The sequence below is a fragment of the Peribacillus sp. YIM B13477 genome (assembly GCF_042787955.1).
GTDB classification, from domain to species: domain Bacteria; phylum Bacillota; class Bacilli; order Bacillales; family DSM-1321; genus Peribacillus; species Peribacillus frigoritolerans.
In genome coordinates this window covers 369,058-387,430 of record NZ_JBHZPD010000003.1, presented here as the reverse complement: position 1 = coordinate 387,430, position 18,373 = coordinate 369,058, and the positions used below count along the sequence as shown (strand labels likewise).

Below are 18,373 nucleotides of genomic sequence, written 5' to 3'. Positions count from 1 at the left end.
CTCCCCATAAATTATGAATTTGCCAATTCTCTAGTGACAGATAATTCTTTTGTTACAGATAAAAATTTATCGATATCATCTACTGTATGACAATGGAAGGGTGAAACTCTTATAGCACCTGTTATGCCGATCGCTTCTAGTATACGTTTGGAATAAACACTTGTATTGACACGTTCATATACGGTAACTCCTCTATCCTGATAATCTTTTCTAAGTTGCTCATAATCTCTCCCCTCAATTCCAATTGCAACGATGAGGTCTCTTTTCGTTAAATCTGGATAATCTGCAAAAACTTTTACCTTATCCATGTGTCTCAATCCTTCAATTTTATCACTTCCTTCAAGTAGTCGATGCAGCAGTGCTCTTTCATGTAAGACTATTTTTTCCATACCCTTAAGATACAAATCTCTTCTAGACATGTCTTCTATACTGTCATATGAACCTAACCAGCATACATAATCGATAACTGCCGACATGGATGCAAATAAAGCGGGTGTAGGGGAACCAAGTTCCCAAACACTGTCATCTTTTGCATATAGTTTTTGATGTGGAAGTTTCGATAGTCTATCAGAAATATAGGCAAATCCAATTCCTCTTGTTGCCATAAACTTATATGGTGCAAAGTTTGCTCCATCTATACCAAGTTTTTTTACATTCAGAGTTCCATGTGGCATATGCTGCACGGCATCGACAATAATATATAACTCTGGATTTTTCGCCCTAGCTGCTTTTATAATCTTCTCGAGATCCATAATATTTCCTGAAATATTACTTGACGCTATTACACTTAACAAAATAGTATTTTTATCAATTTTTTCGGCTATGGATTCAGGCTCAACAAATCCTGTATGAACATTTGCTTCAGCGACCCTAAATTCTTTATTGTTCTTTTTACAATAGAATTTTACTGCGTCATAAGCAGAAGGATGTTCGATATTAGTAGTGACTGCATTGGTTCCTTCGACATTCTCAATAACAGTTGAAACCATTTTAAACATTGATTGAGATGCCGTTAAATCGGTAATTAGGGAATCGGATTTTGCCCCAAACATCACATTTAATACATCTTCAGTACATCTGTCCATAATTTTATTAAAATCTATTGCTCTTTGATGATACCTTTCCGGACAATCAGGTAATGAATCGATTTTTTCCTTAATTTTGATAGCCTCTCTTAATCTTAAAGAACCGCCTGAATTATCAAAAAACAGTCTTTCTCCATAGTCTGGATCGTGGTCAACAAAAGCAAATTTTTCACGTATTTCGGCTAATAGTTTCTCATTCATTAGTTTGCCAAAATTGTAAACGTGCATAAATTGATCCTCCTCTGCTTAAGTGCTTTATATTCTTCGTAAAAAAAATAAAATGAAGAATTTTCTTCATTTTGACTTTATCACAGCTATTTCTTGATTACAATAAAATATTAAAAAAATTTAAACAATTAAGAAAATTGGGAAATATACTTATGGAGGTAGTTGGTTTTATAATTAGAATGTGCAAAATAACACTCTACATATACACAAATTATCGGTCAAAGTGACACATAAAGATTAAACTAGGAAAACGGCAAAAAATGAATTGACTCTTTCTTACTGATATGGTATGTTAATTCCAATCTAAGAAAAGGTGTGGTGTTTTATGTCGGGAGTAGGTATCAACTAATTTAGTTGAATAAGGTATTTAATCACTGTTATGTCAGTGGATTACGTATGCCTTTTTTCACAGTGCAATTCTGCATTGTGGATACCTACCTTAAGACTGCTTCCTTTTCCATAATTCGTGTAACATGCAGGTGTTACGGCGAAAAGCATGGTGGGATTTGTCCTATCATGCTTTTTTGTGTACGCAGGTCTATTCGAGCTGCCCTATTTGTTATCGATTTCAGGTACTTATCCATGGATAAGGCCGATGCCCGCAGGAGCTTTCTACTCAAATGGCTTGTTCATTTGTAAAGGTAGGGGGACCATTGCGGGCATTTTTTGGATTCGGGAATTTCATTCACTCACTCATTCAAGGAGGATCATTAGATGAATACAATGACTTATGAAAAATTACAATATATCCAACTCAAGGAAATGGTCAAAAACCATTGCGTAAGCGGTTTAGGAAAAGCGTTATTGGATCGGCTTAAGCCGAGCGGCACCTTGAAGGTCGTTAAAAGTCGTTTGAACGAGACCACGGAGGCAAGGAATTTACTGAATGCGGAAAGCCATATTCCCTTGAAGGGCATTTCACATATTGGCCTCCATATCGACAAACTGGAAAAAGGAATGATTTTGGAGCCGTCAGAGTTAGTGGCGATAGCAGATTTCTTAAGAGGCTGCAGGAATATCAAGAAATTCATGACAGATAAAGAGTTCTTTGCACCGACATTGCATTCCTACGCCCGCTCCATGACCGAATTCAGGAGCATTGAAGAAGAAATCCAATTCACCATAAAGGGAAATGCTGTCGTTTCCGAAGCAAGCAAGGACCTGAAACGGATCAGGAACCAAATCATCAAGACAGAAAGTAAAATAGAGGAACGGCTGAATAAGTTCTTGAAGAGTGGAGCCAATAAAGAGTTCATTCAGGAATTTTTCATCAGTAAAAAGGATGATCGCTACACCATCCCGATCAAAGCCTCCTATAAAAATCAAGTGGCCGGAACAATCGTGGAAGTATCGGCAAAAGGGGCTACCGTGTTCATTGAACCTGCCTCTGTTACGAAATTGAATGTAGAATTGGCAAGCTTAAAGGCGGAGGAATCGATGGAAGAGTATCAACTTTTGGCCACATTATCCGGAACGGTTTTCGAACAGCTGAAACCGATCAAGATAAACATCGAGTTGATCAGTCAATATGACATGATCTTCGCAAAGGCCAAGTTCAGTAAAAGCATGGATGCCATCGAACCGAAAATCAATGATCACGGTTATATTAAATTAACGGGCTGTAAGCATCCGCTATTGCCGCAAGACAGCGTACCTTTGGATTTTGAAATCGGTAAGGACTATCGCAGCTTGATTATTACAGGCCCTAATGCCGGGGGTAAAACTGTCGTCCTGAAAACGATCGGCATCCTTACATTGGCTGTCATGTCAGGACTGCATGTTGCAGGGAAAGAGGGGACGGAGCTTGCCGTCTTTGACCAGGTATTCGTCGATATCGGTGATAATCAAAGCATGGAAAATGCACTGAGCACGTTTTCATCGCATATGAAAAACATCTCGGAAATCATGGGGGCAATAACCAATAACTCCTTGCTGCTGTTCGATGAAATCGGGAGCGGAACGGAACCGAATGAAGGAGCCGCATTGGCGATTAGCATCCTTGAGGAGTTTTATCAAAGAGGGTGCATAACCGTTGCGACGACCCATTATGGTGAAATCAAGCGCTATTCGGAAATACACAGTGATTTCATGAATGCGGCCATGCAATTCAACAGCGAAACACTTGAGCCAAAATACAAGCTGTTGATCGGTCAATCCGGGGAAAGCAATGCCCTTTGGATAGCCAAAAAAATGAATGTCCGTGAAAAGGTTCTGCAAAAGGCAAAGCTCTATATCGAAAATAAAGACTACGACTTGGAGCGTGTCCAGGAAAGTAAAATCAAAAAAGCGAAGCCAGCGGCCGTTCCTAAAGAATCATCTTATGAATATGAAGTCGGCGACAAAGTGAAGGTAAGCGAACTGAATGGATACGCGATCGTTTATAAGAAAAAGGACTCCTTCAATAATGTCGTCGTACTTTTCGAAGATACCTTCAGGGAGGTTCATGCCAATAAGCTCGAGCTTGAAATAAAGGCCGTCGATTTATATCCTGAAGGCTATGATCTCGATTCTTTATTTGTCAGCTACAAAGAAAGGAAATTGAACCATGACTTAGAGCGGGGATCGAAAAAGGCGCTAAAGAACGTAGCAGCGGATATCCGGAAGAAGCTTGGTGAATAGACAGGGGAAATTTTGAAAGGGAAAAATGGATGATTTATGGAATTGTAATAAAGCGGTTGTGATAACCGTTTTCCACAAAAAAAATTAGACGTCGGCAGGGTATGAGTTCTGTTTTAACAGGGCTCATACTTTTTTGGCTTACATTCTCGTGTGGATATACCCTTTCTAAAAAGGAATACATAATATCAGCGTACTGTTGTTTAAAAAGTGTAGGTTTAGAATTATAACAAGAAAAGATTTCGGCAGATGATCATCGTTAGGTGAGGTGAAAAAGTTTGCGGTTTTTTGCAGCTTGAGTTACAATCAATTACGGATATTAAAAGTCTGTAATAGTTTTAATTGTGAGGTGCATCAATGAAGTATTCAAAGGCAACCAATTATGCACTACATACAATGGTGCATTTAACGATGGAACCAAAAGGCCAGACTGTAAGCGTGGATCAGCTGGCGTGTATGCAGGATTTGTCCCCGACGTACTTGTCGAAGATTTTGACGAAGCTTGCGAAGGCTGGATTAATTGAATCAGTGCCGGGGGCAAAAGGCGGCTACAGTATTTCACGCCGTGCGCAGGACATTTCGTTTCTGGATGTTATTGAAGCGGTGGAGGGTCAGTCGGTGCTTTTCAACTGTGCGTTTGACCATGAAGAAAGCGATTGTTTAATTGAGCGCGTGATGATCGAGGCGGAAGGCAACATGAAGAAAGAACTTGCTGGACGGACCATTCAGAGCATTGCGGAGCAGAGTCAGGAGACAAAAAAAGAAAAATAAAATTTTTTACACAAATTAAGGATATTAAGGGTCTCTAATAGATTTTATTAAGAAGGGGTGTTGCATGTGTTGGATTGTGTAATTATTGGCGGAGGACCTGCAGGACTGAATGCTGCATTGGTCATGGGGCGTGCTGGACGGAAAACAATTTTGTTTGATGAGGATAAACCCCGTAACCGGGTGACGCAGGAGTCGCACGGATTTATCACACAGGATGGCGTAAAGCCGTCAGAGTTCAAGAAGCGGGCAAGAACGGATGTCCAGAAATATCCGTCCGTCTCCATTAAGGAGGAGCGGGTGGAGATTATTGAAAAAGCCAGTGGTGTGTTCCGGATTCAAACGAAAGGCGGAACGGATTACATGGCGAAAAAAGTGCTTCTCGCAACAGGTCTTCGGGATGTTTTGCCGGAGATTCCAGGCATACAGAATGTATACGGAACGAGTGTTTTCAGCTGTCCTTTTTGTGACGGCTGGGAAATGCGCGGCAAAGCATTGGCGGTGATTGCAGAAAATGAACGGGCTTTTCATATGGGAAAACTGCTGTCAAACTGGAGCGGTGATGTAATGGTGTTTACAAATGGCTATCAGGTGCTTGATGAAGAGAAGGATATCTTGGCTAGGCAGCACGTGACAGTCGTGAAAGAAAAGATTGAAGATCTTAAATCGAAAGGAGGGAAGCTGACATCGATCCGGCTGCAAAACGGACAGGAAATCAAAAGGGAGGCAGGTATTGTGGTGACAGACTTGGTGCAGTCCGCTCCTTTTGCGGAACAGCTCGGCTGCGAGATCACTCCGAACGGCGGGATTAAAGTGGATTCATTTGGACGAACGACGGTTGAAGGGGTATATGCATCCGGAGATACATCACTCAGCACGCCTTCTCAGATAGTGATTGCGGCGGCGGAGGGCAATAAAGCGGCGGCTGGAGTCATCATGGATTTAGTTGAAGCTGCCTTTCTTTTGGAGGCATAAAATCCTTTTTTAAAGAAAGAGACTATTTGTAAAGGAGATTGAAGTATGACGGAAATCTGGGAATCAAGTTTTATAGAAAATCAAATGATGTGGGGATTTGAACCTTCAGACTCCGCAATCTTGACAAAGGATTTTTTCCTTGAAAAGAAAGTTAAGGATGTATTGATTCCTGGTATTGGATATGGCAGAAATGCACAGGTTTTTACTGACAACGGAATACATGTAACAGGTATCGAAGTTTCAAAAACAGCGATTGAACTGGCAAGGCAAAATGGGCTTAATCTTAATATTTTTCATGGTTCAGTAACCGATATGCCTTTTGATAATAAACTTTATGATGGTATATTTTGTTATGCCCTTATTCACTTATTGAATAATCGTGAGAGAGATAAGTTTATTAAAGATTGCTATAATCAGTTAAAGCCAAACGGATATATGATTTTTACCACTATTTCAAAAGAAGCCCCAATGTTTGGTAAGGGCAAACAACTGGGTAAAGACTATTTCGAGATAATGGAAGGGATGAAAATGTTTTTTTATGATCCTGACTCGATTAAACAAGAATTTGGAAATTATGGACTGATAGAGTTTTCGGAAATTGTTGAGCCCCATAAGAATATGGAAAATAAACCTCCATTTAAATTTATAATGGTAAAATGTCAAAAAGACTAGAATGGCTTTATTCATAAAAAGGGCATGTTTTGATCAATCATTTTTTCAACACATGCTCTTTTCTATTTGCTCTCGTCCGCCGACAAAGTGAAGGCTGAGCTTGAATATAGGGTCGACGATTAAGCTTGGTGAATAGTACGATCATCAAAATGCAAAAAAAACTGTAGACACACTCGATTTGTATCGAGTTTCACTACAGTCTGAAGCCTCTCTAAATGAGAGGCTTTTTTGCGTTGTATTGCCAAAAGTCCACTTTATTGAATTCTTTTCCTTCTTTCATTATACAGATTGATCAATTCTGCATTTTGCTCATTCATCTTTTTCACATTCTTATTAATCGTTGCCAATTCCCAAAGTACAGCCAATCCAAGGATTAGCATAAGCGTTAGTAAATCCATTGTTGCCCTCCTATTGATGTTGTGTACCTTTAATTAAGTGTTTCTTCTCACTTGGATTCATTTTCTCAACCCGGAAAGGCAAGTTTTTTCTTTGATAATAATTGTTTTGAATCAAAGCATATATCACTAAAAAAGTTCCGAGTAATTCGTAGGATGATAGTGATCGTCCTTGGATGAAAACGATGGCCAACGTGGTGATTGGAACTAAATTGATAAATAGGATTCCATTGATCGGCGTTAATAGTTTAATGCCTGAATTCCAGCTTAAAAGGGCTATGGCACCAGGGAAAATAATCATGAAAATCATCTCGCCATAAATGGATTGCATAACCTCTGCCGTAGGGACGGACAGGCCCATTGCCGTTGCGAGGAATGTTATGATGGCTGATACGGCTGTTCCTAAAATGCACGTTAAAGTCGAATAGCGAAGTGTTGACCATCCGTTAAATTGGTTGCCGCCCATCGTATAAATAACCCACCCTATAACCCCGATAAGAATGAAAAGGATAGGGATGATGCTATCTTTCAATAAAAATACGAATGATAAGCTGCCATTGGTAATGACAAGAATGGCCCCTATCAAGGCAAGGAACATGCTGGCGATTGTATACTTCATGGGTCTGGCACTTTTGAAAACCCACAGAATTAAAATTGAAATCATGGGCATTAATGATTCCATGATGGAAGCAACAATCACCCCGTTATGCCCCAGTAAGTCTTGACCTGCGAAAATGAGAAAGTTGTAGACAGTGAAAGCCATCGTTCCAAAAAACAATAATTTCTTTCCTTGTCCTTCCAGGCTAAAAGACTTCTTACCCTCTTTCATTAAAAGCAATATCCCTAAAATGACGCTAACAGCTAAATATCGCAAAAAAGCGAAATAAAAAGGATCAATATACATTAAGGCCCTTTCTGCAACTGGAAACATCGCTCCCCAAGAAATGCTGGCAGTCAAACATAAAAGTGCACCGATTAAAACTTGATTTTTTTTCATAAAAGCTTCCCCTCAAAAATAATGATTGATTTAATTCCTATACACACCTTATGATAAAGTCATTATCATGTAAAATGACTTAAAATGAATATAATCATCATTATTAATGATAGTTGAGAAAGGGGGGCACTTTTGTGGAAATGAGGGATTTGCAAATATTCCAGTGCGTCGCTAAATATGGCAGTGTAAGTAAGGCGGCTGTTGAGTTGAATTACGTCCAATCCAATGTAACGGCGAGGATTAAGCATTTAGAGCAGGAGTTACGGACGCCTTTATTCAATAGGCATAAACGTGGCATGTCACTAACTGCGGAGGCCAGAAAGATGCTGGAGTATGTAAACAAAATTTTGCTTGATGTAGAAGAACTCAAGCAAGTATTCCTGGATAGTGAAACACCTACAGGGATATTGAACATAGGTACAGTTGAAACGGTCAGCGATCTTCCCAAGATTCTAGCCTCCTATCATAAACAGTATCCCAATGTCGATTTATCCATTAAGGCGGGGTTAACGGAAGACTTAATCAAAGATGTCATTGAACACAGGCTGGATGGAGCTTTTGTTACAGGACCGATCAAACATCCGCTCATTCAGCCATACGATGTCTGTACAGAAAAACTTGTATTAGTTACAAGAAATGAAACATTTAACCTTGAAGAAATCATAACAGAACCATTTTTAGTATTCAGTCAGGGGTGTGGCTATCGCTCCAAACTGGAACAATGGCTGAGGGAAGAAGAGGTGATGCCCAAAAGGATCATGGAGTTCAATGTATTGGAAACGATCCTAACCAGCGTAACACTCGGCCTTGGCATTACCCTCGTACCACAATCGGCGGTAAATCACCTAACAGCCAATGAAAAAGTCCACGTGCATCCAATTCCGGAAGAATACCGCAATATCTCGACATTCTTCATTCACCGTAAAGATGCTTATATGACAAACTCCATGAAAAGCTTTCTGCACACGATTGAAGCTCATCATGAAGACCGATTCAAGCAAAATCCAGAAACAGCTCCTGAGCTGATATGAAGGGTGAGCAGCAAATCGCTTTGCATAGAATGATAGAGGATCGTTGAAACCGATTATTTTAGGCTGCGAAACTATTCATAAAAAGTAAAACATAAAAAACATGGCGAAACTGGGACAGCGATATAGCATGGTATGGCATTTATTATTGCTTCGGTTCCTTATGCTTGTCGTTTATTGATCATGTTACTTCTAGAAAGTATTTTGGGAATTATTTAGACAAAAAGCCGACGATTTCGTTGGCTTTTTGTTTGTAGGATCCTTTCAATTATCCATACATTCAAGTAACCTTCTTAAACGAAACTGGTAGTTTAGTTTAAGAAAAATTGTATTACTTTTCTTTAATTGGGAAAAAATATAAATAAGAACAAGAAGGAGGGAACAGAGATGGAAGTAAATATGAGTGTTGAAGAAGTCGTGAATCAAATTTCCGACTTAGTAGAAAAAGAAGGGAAGCTACCTCGCAAGAAAGAGGTAAAGAAGTCAGATCCGGAGTTAATGAAGAATGCATTGTATTATTTTCCTAATTGGGATACTGCAGTAGAACATAGCATTGGATCTTAACCAAAACATATATTTTTCAATTAGTACATATAAGGCAAGGGAAGTTATGAAGGCCGCCAATTGGCGGCCTTTTGAACGTGCGACCCTTTACATTATCATACATTCAAGCGCTCCTACTCAAACTATCTATTGAATGGTTTAGTTAAATAAAGATATAGACGCATCAAAGTGAATCAATCTCATATTTTCTTTTTCGGAACGAGTGGAGTATCGATCTTTTTTAGTCGATAAAGTCTGATATTTCAATGAAGCGTAGTGTAACTTTTTTCCGTATGGGACCGTATAATAATTTGTTAAAACACAAGAAAAGAGGGTTCCAATGAAAAAGATATTGTTGATTTTGGCAGCCGTTTTTTTGGTAACAGGAGTTAGTGCTTGTAAAGGAGTCCAGGAGGGAAATGAGGAATCTCCGCCAATTTCAGAAAAGCCAAATGATAATCCTAAGCAAACCGACGGGCAAGATGATGATCCTTCAGGTGAATCGGTTGAAGATCCGACAAAAGGTCTGCCAAATACGAAAACGGATATGCTCATATTGGAAGGTATGGAAGAACCATTCCAATTCACGCTTCATCATAGTCAGGCATTGGGATTCTCAACCTACATCGTGGATGATATGGTCGTTGAAGAGGCTAGTTCTGGTGAAGGAGATGCAATGATTGTTTTTGCAAATTTTGCAGGCAAGAGAAATGAGGATGCCAAAGTTCAGATTTTTTCCAAAAGTGAGGGTGCGAATGCGACAATAGAAGAAAAGAAGGAGTTTGCGAGGGAAGTTGTGATAAGCAATGGCTTTGAGATAAAACAGCGATCTGATAATTCGCCTAACCGATTTGATTGGTCTGAGGTGGAATTTGACATTAGTCAGAATGGCAGTAATTACTCCATATTGGGTACAGTGTCCGTTTTTCAGCATGGCGGCCGCGTTTACTATGCGATCGTTCAATACCCGGAAGATTATGAAGAAGGCTTCATACCGCGGGTTGTAAAAATGTTTGATGATATCGTATGGTATGAAGCAACTTGATCAATGAGTATCCGAAATTGGGTACGCCATTTTAACAGAGATCTTTGTCCGGTAAGGAATACTGTTGAACGGTAGGGAGCTAGTTTGTCTACAGTCCGAGAGCAGCTTTTTTGCTGCTCTTTTTAGGTTGTTTGAATTATAAGATGGAATGCTGAAGGATAAATGATTGGGTTAGAGAATAATTAGTGATAGGTTTTCGAAAAACGAATTTGATAGAAAATAGGTGAAGCAAGTGGAGTTGGATACATTATATAAGACATATCGACCTTTTCTTTTTTCCATCGCATACCGGATGCTCGGATCGGTTACCGATGCAGAAGATATCGTTCATGATTTATTCCTGCAGCTTAAGCTTGATACTGACGAAATTAAGGACATGAAAGCATATCTTGCGAAAATGACGACAAATCGCTGTCTGAATTTTTTAAAGTCAGCCCGTAAGAGAAGAGAGGTTTACACAGGTCCTTGGCTGCCAGAACCTCTGGTAAACGAAACAGATCAGCCTCTAGATAAGGTCGTAACGGATGAAACGGTTGCATATGCCTTCCTCGTTTTGCTGGAACAGCTTTCACCTGTTGAAAGAGCGGTTTTCGTGCTTAGGGAAGCATTCACTTACAGCTATGAAGATATCGCCGAGATGCTGGAAAAGAATGAAGTGAACTGCAGAAAGATCTACAGCCGGGCGAAGCGGAAATTACAGAATGATAGGCCCGTCCATCCGGAGGATACGAAACATGTCGATCTTTTGGCAAAAAAATTCATAAAAGCATCTGCGACAGGAAACTTTGAGGAGTTTTTGGACCTTCTTACAGAAGATGTTGTCCTTGTTACTGACGGCGGAGGAAAAGTGCTTTCTGCATTAAACCCAATTGTAACCAGACAGCGCGTATCCGCCTTTCTTAAAGGCGTTTCCGCTAAAGGAGGCTTCATAGGAGAACTTCTTCCGGTGATGGTCAATGGCCAGGAGGGAATTTTGCAAATGAAAGAAGGAAAGCCTATCAAAGTCATCTGCTTTGAATTAGATCCAAAACAAAAAAATATCCGCAAAATCTTCATTGTCACCAATCCCGATAAATTAAATCATATTCCTGTTATAGATTGAGGGGTCTTTTTTTGAATGTCACAAATCAAACCTCTATTTTGTCTTATAAGTGGAACCTAAAAAGATTATGGAGGAGATAGACATGGAACAACGGATTAACTACATGAAGACAAATCGTGAAGTGGTCAAATTAATGATGGGTTTGGAGGAGTACAAGAAAACAACGGAAATCGATAGCACATTAATCGAATTGATTAAAATTCGCGCTTCCCAAATCAATGGCTGTGCGTACTGCTTGGATATGCACACAAAGGATGCCCGGGCAATGGGTGAAACGGAACAAAGAATTTACTGTTTGAGTGCTTGGCGTGAAACACCATTCTATTCTGATTCGGAAAGGGCAGCGCTGGAATTGACGGAAGCGGTCACGGCCATTTCTGCAAACGGTGTACCTGATGAACTGTATGAGAGGGTCCGCCTTCATTTTGATGAAAAACAATATATCGATCTCGTTACCATAATCATCACCATCAACGGCTGGAACCGATTGGCCATTTCAGCCCAAAACATACCAGGGCACTATAAGCCTGTAATTGAAAAATAATGTCGTTATCAAAACCCCTTGTATGATTACAAGGGGTTTTAATTATAAAAACGTGGCTTTTAAATTATTTTTCTTTTTTATAAAAGCGTTCACCCGTATCAGGATTATAATATACCCTTGTTTTTTCTCCTGTCACGGGGTCTATATTTATTTCATCTGTCGATTGAAATCCATCAGGAACTTTTACACCGTGATTGCGTTTAAACCGTTTATCATAGATAAAGTATCCAAGTAAAATGCATAAGATAACTATAATAATTTGTAATATATAGTACCCTATGATGAATTTCATTATATTTTCTCCACAATGACGGCAGTTCCATATGCAACGATTTCGCTCATATTCGTACCGATTTCCCCAGAATCATATCTCATCATTATAATTGCGTTTGCACCCATTTCATTGGCATTTTTTATCATACGGTCCATAGCTTCTTTTCTTGAATCTTCAAGCATCGCTGTATATTGCTTGATCTCTCCGCCTACCAGGGACTTTAACCCTGCCATGATATCGCCGCCAATCCCTCTGCTTCTTACAATTAGACCGAAGGCAGGCCCTTTTACCTCAACAATTTTGTATCCTTCAATTTTTTCTGTGGTAACTACCAACACATTAATCGCCTCCGACTTATTTACTTTATTATGAAATTTTCCTGAACTGAAAGCATGAACAAATGATCCAAGTTCACATGAAGTTTAAATATTCCCTTTAGGTACTTTAAGCGCAATAATCATTCCTTTAAATTTTACCATAATATAAACTTTATCCATCTTAACAATGGATAGCATATTTCGGGTAAGCATAAAAAATCCCATTTCGCAGAAAAGAAATGGGATTAAATTCATCTGTGTTTTTACTGCTGTTTTTTGATTGTTATATATGTGTAGATTCATGATGCTCATTGCATACCTTCAAAATGAATTTCGCTTTTTATTTCTAAAAGTACTTTAAATTGCGGTTTTCCATCTTCACTTCATGAAGAATTTCATGCAATTTATTTTCATAATGCAAGCTGATTAATTGTGATCTGGAGGCCACGTCTAATTCTTCAAACAGTTTATTTATATGGTTACGAACTGTAGAAACGATAATATGCAGATTATCAGCTATTTCTTTATCTTTGAGCCCTTGCATTATATTCTGGATGATCCGCAAATCAACTTTATGTTGCGGTCCCTGGTGAATAAAGATGATCTATCTGTTTTTATTATTTCTTCAATTAATAATTTCTCACGGTAGACATGTAACTCGTAGGAGATTTGATTAGCGAGCATTTCAGAAATCATTTTGAAATTTTCACTATCATCATATTTACGATAGGAGGTTCTATACTTAATGTACCTGCGCTGCTTGTCAATTTGGCAAAGCAGGATGCCTGGATTTCCTATATAATAACTACTCTCGTCAGTTGTCCGATTCCTTGAAAATGACCCGGATAAAATGATTTCTTTCTATTGAAAAAGCCTTGGTATTTATAGGCTTTTTTTTAGATTGAATCATAATCTAGCTTTTTCTCCGATATGGTCCCTCATTTTTTCCATGTTCTTGAAATCGTAAAAACAAAATTCGACAAGGATTTCATGGCTGGTGTAAGATGAATGAAAAAGCCAGAAATGGGGTGAATGCTTTGGTTGATTTATTACCGTCGCTGTTTGAAAAAGTGGGGATCATCGTGATTGCTGCCTTCCTGCTTTCTTATATGAAACCCTTTCGGCAAATGATAGGCCATGAACATGAAATGTCGAAGAAAATCTTGTTTATCGCACTTTTTGGAACATTCGGCATCATAAGTAACTATACAGGGATCGAAATCGGAAACCATGCCATGCCGGAGGGTGATTGGCATGCTGAGATTGATCCCGATAACGCGATTGCCAACACAAGAATTATGGGAGTGGCTATCGGCGGTCTGCTGGGAGGACCTTTTGTTGGGTTGGGAGTAGGTTTGATTGCGGGGCTTCACCGTTATTTTCTCGGAGGCTTTACGGCGGGGGCTTGTGCGATCGCTGCGATTTTGGCTGGGGTTTTATCGGGTCTTTTGGGGAAAAGTCGGCGAAAGCACGGGACGATCACCCCTTGGTTTGCCCTGCCCATTTGCATGGCATTGGAAGCGATTCAAATGGGCATCATCCTGGTGACGGCCAAACCCTTTGAAAGGGCGTGGGAGCTTGTACAAGTAATCGGGATTCCCATGATCATCATCAATGGATTCGGGACTTTACTTTTCATGCTCATCATTCAGTCGATCACAAGGGACGAAGACCGGACTCGGGCCGTACAAACCAATCTTGCGTTCCTGATTGCGGATCAGACTTTGCCCTTTTTCCGGCAAGGCCTGAATCAAATTTCATGCAAGAGAATAGCCCAAATCATCTTGGGGCTGACTGAAGCCGACGCCGTGGCCATTACCAATGAACATAGCGTGCTTGCCCATGTTGGAGCCGCGTCAGATCACCATGTCCCTAAGGTGGGGATAGCAACAGGCTTAACGAAACAAGCCCTTGAACAAGGGAAAATCATCGTGGCCAAAACAAAAAAGGACATTTATTGCTTTCATGATCAATGTCCATTGCAAGCGGCCGTAGTCCTGCCGTTGCAGGTCCAACAGAAAACGGTCGGGACTTTGAAAATGTATTTCAAGCATCCGGATAAATTAAGCCAAGTGGAACAAGAGTTAGCTGAAGGATTGGCCAAACTATTCTCCACTCAATTGGAACTCGCTAAAGCGGAAATGCAAACGAAATTATTGAAAGATGCTGAAATTAAGGCCTTGCAGGCACAGGTCCATCCTCATTTTTTATTCAATGCAATCAATACGATATCCGTTCTATGCCGGACGGATGTCGAGAAGGCAAGAAGTTTATTGCAGGAGCTCAGTGCCTTCTTTCGCTCTAATTTACAAGGGGCCCGACAAATACTGGTGCCGCTAGAAAAGGAATTAGAGCATGTTAACGCATATTTATCTCTGGAGCAGGCACGTTTTCCAGATAAATATGATATCGATTATCGCATTGAGCCAAGGCTTAAGGAAGTTCTCATCCCTCCATTCACATTGCAGCCACTTGTTGAGAATGCGGTACACCATGCATTTCCACATGTGAAAAACAAAGGTCAAATCATCATCCGCGCATACTTTAAAGACGATGCGATGCACATTGTTGTCGAGGATGACGGAAAAGGGATTCCGGGCGGGAGAATAGATGAATTGGGCAAGCATGCTGTAGAATCGGCTAAGGGAACAGGAACGGCCCTTCATAATATCAGTGAACGGCTGGAAGGGATCTATAAAGGTCAGGCCAGCCTCTCGATCGAAAGTGAAGCGGGACACGGAACCAAAGTGAACATATCAATACCACTCAACGAGAAAGGAGTATGGCAACGATGATGAAAGCATTTATCGTAGAGGATGAACCACTGGCTAGAGATGAATTGAAATATCTATTGAAGAGAAGCAGGCAAGTTGAAGTCGTGGGTGAGGCCGAGGGGATAGAAGATGCCATGAGGGATATCTCCCGCCTTAAACCTGAACTTGTCTTTTTGGACATTGAGCTAGCAGATGGCAATGGTTTGCAGTTGGCTAAGCAGTTGGCGGAACTTGACCCCGCACCTTCGCTCATTTTTGCGACCGCTTATGATGAGTTTGCCCTCCAAGCCTTCGAGTTATATGCATTTGATTATTTATTAAAGCCCTTTAATGAAAAAAGGATACGTCAAACATTGGATAAGCTCATGAAGCAGCGTCAAATCGGGAAAGACGAATCCGGAACAGCAGCTCCCGCCAGCCGAATGGCAGTGGAACAGACAGGTAAATTGGCTGTAGAAATAGATGATCGGATCGTTTTGATCGACCGGGATCATATTTTTTTCATAGGTCTCGTGGAAGGGAAGACGGTCATTAAAACCGGGAAAAATGAATATAAAATCGGCGACCCTCTCATCGTGCTTGAAAAGAAGCTCGATAAGCGCTCATTTTTACGGGTGCATCGCAGTTTTATCGTGAATGTCATCCATATATCCGAAATACAGCCTTGGTTCAACTCGACTTACAATCTCATAATGAGTGACGGATCAAACATCCCGGTAAGCCGGACGTATGTGAAGGAGCTAAAGCAGCTGATCGGCTTTTAAAAATTTTCATAATTCTGCATTTTAGCTTCATCATAATGCAGTCCATCCCTCGATATCTGCATTGTAACTTGAAAACCCATTGAATTCGCTTTCATTGTGATATCATTTTTTTACGATGTAAGTAATAGAGGGGGTTCAAATATGAATGCGGTTACAATTGTCATAGGCTCCATTTGTATATTAATGATTGCCTACCGTTTATACGGGACATTCATAGCACTCAAAGTATTAAAACTTGATGATTCCAAGCCGACACCGGCCCATAAATTAGAAGATGGAAAAGATTATGTTCCAACAAATAAATGGGTGGCATTCGGCCACCATTTTGCAGCCATTGCAGCGGCTGGTCCTTTGGTGGGACCGATCCTTGCTGCACAATTCGGGTATTTGCCAAGTTTATTATGGCTACTGATCGGGGCTGTAATCGGCGGAGCCGTCCATGATGCCGTCGTGCTTTTCGCGTCGATGCGTAAAGACGGCAAATCCCTTTCGGAAGTTGCGAAAGAAGAACTTGGACCTGTAGCAGGCTTCTGTACAGGACTCGCGATGCTTTTTATCATCACGATCACGATGGCAGGACTTTCAATGGTCGTTCTGCATGCTCTGGAAAACAATCCATGGGGGACGTTCGCTGTCGGGATCACCATTCCGATCGCCATGGGTGTAGGGCTTTACCATAAAAAAACCGGCAACCTGAAAGGGGCGACCATCGTTGGGTTCGGGCTCATCATGGCCGCAATTTTACTTGGGCCGAACATTCAAGGAACGGCACTTGGCGACTTATTGACACTTGAGGCGAGCACACTTGCCATCATTTTGCCGATCTATGCTTTCTTCGCTGCCGCCTTGCCTGTTTGGCTGCTGCTGGCACCTCGTGATTACCTGAGTACATTTATGAAAATCGGTGTATTTGCCGCATTGATTATCGGCGTTTTCGTAGTGAATCCAGAAATCCAGTTTCCTGCGTTTACCGAATTCATTAATGGCGGGGGCCCGATTGTAGCCGGTCCTGTTTGGCCATTCATTTCAATCACCATCGCCTGTGGCGCGATTTCAGGATTCCATGCATTTGTCGGATCCGGTACAACTCCAAAAATGTTAAACCGTTGGAGTGATATCAAATCCGTTGGTTTCGGAGCGATGCTAGTGGAATGTGTCGTTGCCATCATGGCATTGATTGCTGCGGTTTCACTGCAGCCAGGAGATTATTTTGCGATTAACTCCACACCTGAAGTATTTCAAACATTAGGTATGGAAACGGTACACCTTGACGAACTCAGTGAAGAAATCGGCATTAATCTGGAGGGACGGACAGGCGGGGCAGTTACACTTGCTGTCGGCATGACCTATATTTTCACCGAAATACCCTTCTTTGACAAACTGGCTTCGTTTTTCTTCCAATTCGTCATCATGTTCGAGGCGGTGTTCATATTAACCGCAATCGATTCAGGGACACGTGTTGCCCGTTACTTAATCCAGGACTTCTTCGGGGAGTTCTATAAACCATTAAAACGAGTCGACTGGCTGCCGGGGAACATCTTCGCCAGCGCATTAGCCTGCTTTATCTGGGGATACCTGCTTTACTCTGGGGATATCGGTTCAATCTGGGCACTCTTTGGCGTATCCAACCAGCTCATGGCTTCGATTGGACTCATAATCGGTGCGACCGTCGTACTGAAAATCGCAGACAAACGCTGGTATATCTGGACATGCCTCGTACCCCTTGCCTACTTATATGTAACAGTCAATGTAGCAGGGTACTGGATGGTGAAAAACGTATACCTGAACCCTGACTCAGCAGGATTCAGCATCTTGAACGGAATATTATCGATCAGCATGTTAATCCTGGGCTTGATCATCCTGGTTGCCGCCTTTAAAAAATGGCGGGAGCTTTGGAAAATCCCTCAGGCAGAACTATTGAAAAGATCAGCATGAGCATACAGAAAATCCGGGCGGAAACTGCCCGGATTTTTGTACGTTATGACGCCCACATTTAAAATTAAGGCACCAAAACCTGAAAAAGGAAAGTATCAATAACCCCAACTTTGTTAATGATAGCAAATGAGGAGGTGTGATAAGATGGCAAAAGATGTTCTATGTGAAGTGAATAATTGTAAATATTGGGATTCTGGAAACAAATGCAGTGCAGATGCTATTTATGTTGTCAGCCATAAAGGGAACCAAGCATCAAATAGCAAAGAAACGGATTGCAAAACATTTGATCCAGAAATTTAAAACATCGGGGG

20 protein-coding genes are annotated in these 18,373 nt (G+C 40.8%); 13 read left to right on the top strand and 7 right to left on the bottom strand.

From position 1 onward, the window contains the following. Positions 1-11: 11 nt before the first annotated feature. The gene (locus ACFX4H_RS13620) at positions 12-1,313 is read right to left on the bottom strand and encodes an aminotransferase class V-fold PLP-dependent enzyme (protein WP_377435613.1); all 1,302 of its coding nucleotides are present in this window, start codon (positions 1,311-1,313) and stop codon (positions 12-14) included. 714 nt (positions 1,314-2,027) lie between these two features. On the opposite strand from ACFX4H_RS13620, the gene ACFX4H_RS13615 reads away from it, so the two are divergent. The 4 genes from ACFX4H_RS13615 to ACFX4H_RS13600 all read left to right on the top strand — a co-directional run bounded on the left by ACFX4H_RS13615 (position 2,028) and on the right by ACFX4H_RS13600 (position 6,344). Beyond that, positions 2,028-3,932 carry an endonuclease MutS2 gene (locus ACFX4H_RS13615; RefSeq protein ID WP_377435612.1) on the top strand — a complete coding sequence of 635 codons (1,905 nt, stop codon included), beginning with the start codon at positions 2,028-2,030 and terminating at the stop codon, positions 3,930-3,932. A 354-nt stretch (positions 3,933-4,286) separates the two neighbouring features. After that, the gene (locus ACFX4H_RS13610; RefSeq protein ID WP_328136629.1) at positions 4,287-4,700 is read left to right on the top strand and encodes an Rrf2 family transcriptional regulator; all 414 of its coding nucleotides are present in this window, start codon (positions 4,287-4,289) and stop codon (positions 4,698-4,700) included. A 66-nt stretch (positions 4,701-4,766) separates the two neighbouring features. Continuing rightward, positions 4,767-5,672, top strand: a complete 906-nt coding sequence (locus ACFX4H_RS13605; RefSeq protein ID WP_084737488.1) for an NAD(P)/FAD-dependent oxidoreductase — start codon at positions 4,767-4,769, stop codon at positions 5,670-5,672. Positions 5,673-5,717: 45 nt separating this feature from the next. Beyond that, the gene (locus ACFX4H_RS13600) at positions 5,718-6,344 is read left to right on the top strand and encodes a class I SAM-dependent methyltransferase (RefSeq protein ID WP_377435611.1); all 627 of its coding nucleotides are present in this window, start codon (positions 5,718-5,720) and stop codon (positions 6,342-6,344) included. A gap of 254 nt (positions 6,345-6,598) precedes the next feature. Here the strand turns inward: ACFX4H_RS13600 and ACFX4H_RS13595 are convergent, their stop codons facing one another. Both ACFX4H_RS13595 and ACFX4H_RS13590 read right to left on the bottom strand, forming a co-directional pair. After that, on the bottom strand, positions 6,599-6,742 hold the full coding sequence (locus ACFX4H_RS13595) for a YrzO family protein (protein ID WP_134402094.1): 144 nt from the start codon (positions 6,740-6,742) through the stop codon (positions 6,599-6,601). A 10-nt stretch (positions 6,743-6,752) separates the two neighbouring features. Continuing rightward, positions 6,753-7,736 (bottom strand): DMT family transporter, encoded by a 984-nt coding sequence (locus ACFX4H_RS13590; protein ID WP_328136632.1) that lies wholly within the window; start codon positions 7,734-7,736, stop codon positions 6,753-6,755. A gap of 134 nt (positions 7,737-7,870) precedes the next feature. On the opposite strand from ACFX4H_RS13590, the gene ACFX4H_RS13585 reads away from it, so the two are divergent. The 5 genes from ACFX4H_RS13585 to ACFX4H_RS13565 all read left to right on the top strand — a co-directional run bounded on the left by ACFX4H_RS13585 (position 7,871) and on the right by ACFX4H_RS13565 (position 11,998). Then, the gene (locus ACFX4H_RS13585) at positions 7,871-8,767 is read left to right on the top strand and encodes a LysR family transcriptional regulator (protein WP_377435610.1); all 897 of its coding nucleotides are present in this window, start codon (positions 7,871-7,873) and stop codon (positions 8,765-8,767) included. 384 nt (positions 8,768-9,151) lie between these two features. Continuing rightward, positions 9,152-9,328 carry a hypothetical protein gene (locus ACFX4H_RS13580; protein WP_164468801.1) on the top strand — a complete coding sequence of 59 codons (177 nt, stop codon included), beginning with the start codon at positions 9,152-9,154 and terminating at the stop codon, positions 9,326-9,328. 319 nt (positions 9,329-9,647) lie between these two features. Beyond that, a complete protein-coding gene (locus ACFX4H_RS13575) occupies positions 9,648-10,352 on the top strand; it encodes a hypothetical protein (protein WP_377435609.1) in 705 nt (234 codons plus the stop codon). Between the two features lie 232 nt (positions 10,353-10,584). After that, entirely contained in the window at positions 10,585-11,454 is an 870-nt protein-coding gene (locus ACFX4H_RS13570; RefSeq protein WP_377435608.1) for an RNA polymerase sigma-70 factor, read from the top strand. Between the two features lie 82 nt (positions 11,455-11,536). Further along, positions 11,537-11,998, top strand: a complete 462-nt coding sequence (locus ACFX4H_RS13565; RefSeq protein ID WP_377435607.1) for a carboxymuconolactone decarboxylase family protein — start codon at positions 11,537-11,539, stop codon at positions 11,996-11,998. Positions 11,999-12,062: 64 nt separating this feature from the next. Here ACFX4H_RS13565 and ACFX4H_RS13560 read toward each other — a convergent pair whose 3' ends face one another. From ACFX4H_RS13560 to ACFX4H_RS13545, 4 genes are all read right to left on the bottom strand, one after another. Next, a complete protein-coding gene (locus tag ACFX4H_RS13560) occupies positions 12,063-12,290 on the bottom strand; it encodes a hypothetical protein (protein ID WP_034304201.1) in 228 nt (75 codons plus the stop codon). After that, entirely contained in the window at positions 12,290-12,610 is a 321-nt protein-coding gene (locus ACFX4H_RS13555; RefSeq protein ID WP_034304199.1) for a YbjQ family protein, read from the bottom strand. The genes ACFX4H_RS13560 and ACFX4H_RS13555 overlap by 1 nt, the downstream gene beginning before the upstream one ends. A gap of 84 nt (positions 12,611-12,694) precedes the next feature. Beyond that, positions 12,695-12,901 (bottom strand): hypothetical protein, encoded by a 207-nt coding sequence (locus ACFX4H_RS13550; RefSeq protein WP_377435606.1) that lies wholly within the window; start codon positions 12,899-12,901, stop codon positions 12,695-12,697. A 34-nt stretch (positions 12,902-12,935) separates the two neighbouring features. After that, entirely contained in the window at positions 12,936-13,154 is a 219-nt protein-coding gene (locus ACFX4H_RS13545; protein ID WP_377435605.1) for a response regulator transcription factor, read from the bottom strand. Between the two features lie 472 nt (positions 13,155-13,626). Here ACFX4H_RS13545 and ACFX4H_RS13540 point away from each other — a divergent pair, with 472 nt between their 5' ends. From ACFX4H_RS13540 to ACFX4H_RS13525, 4 genes are all read left to right on the top strand, one after another. Continuing rightward, positions 13,627-15,384 (top strand): LytS/YhcK type 5TM receptor domain-containing protein, encoded by a 1,758-nt coding sequence (locus ACFX4H_RS13540; protein WP_377435648.1) that lies wholly within the window; start codon positions 13,627-13,629, stop codon positions 15,382-15,384. Beyond that, positions 15,381-16,127 carry a LytR/AlgR family response regulator transcription factor gene (locus ACFX4H_RS13535; RefSeq protein WP_063590143.1) on the top strand — a complete coding sequence of 249 codons (747 nt, stop codon included), beginning with the start codon at positions 15,381-15,383 and terminating at the stop codon, positions 16,125-16,127. Before ACFX4H_RS13540 ends, ACFX4H_RS13535 begins: the two co-directional genes overlap by 4 nt. Positions 16,128-16,268: 141 nt before the next feature. Further along, positions 16,269-18,062 carry a carbon starvation protein CstA gene (cstA, locus tag ACFX4H_RS13530; RefSeq protein WP_377435604.1) on the top strand — a complete coding sequence of 598 codons (1,794 nt, stop codon included), beginning with the start codon at positions 16,269-16,271 and terminating at the stop codon, positions 18,060-18,062. Between the two features lie 144 nt (positions 18,063-18,206). Next, the gene (locus ACFX4H_RS13525; protein WP_065310844.1) at positions 18,207-18,362 is read left to right on the top strand and encodes a DUF1540 domain-containing protein; all 156 of its coding nucleotides are present in this window, start codon (positions 18,207-18,209) and stop codon (positions 18,360-18,362) included. Positions 18,363-18,373: the final 11 nt, after the last annotated feature.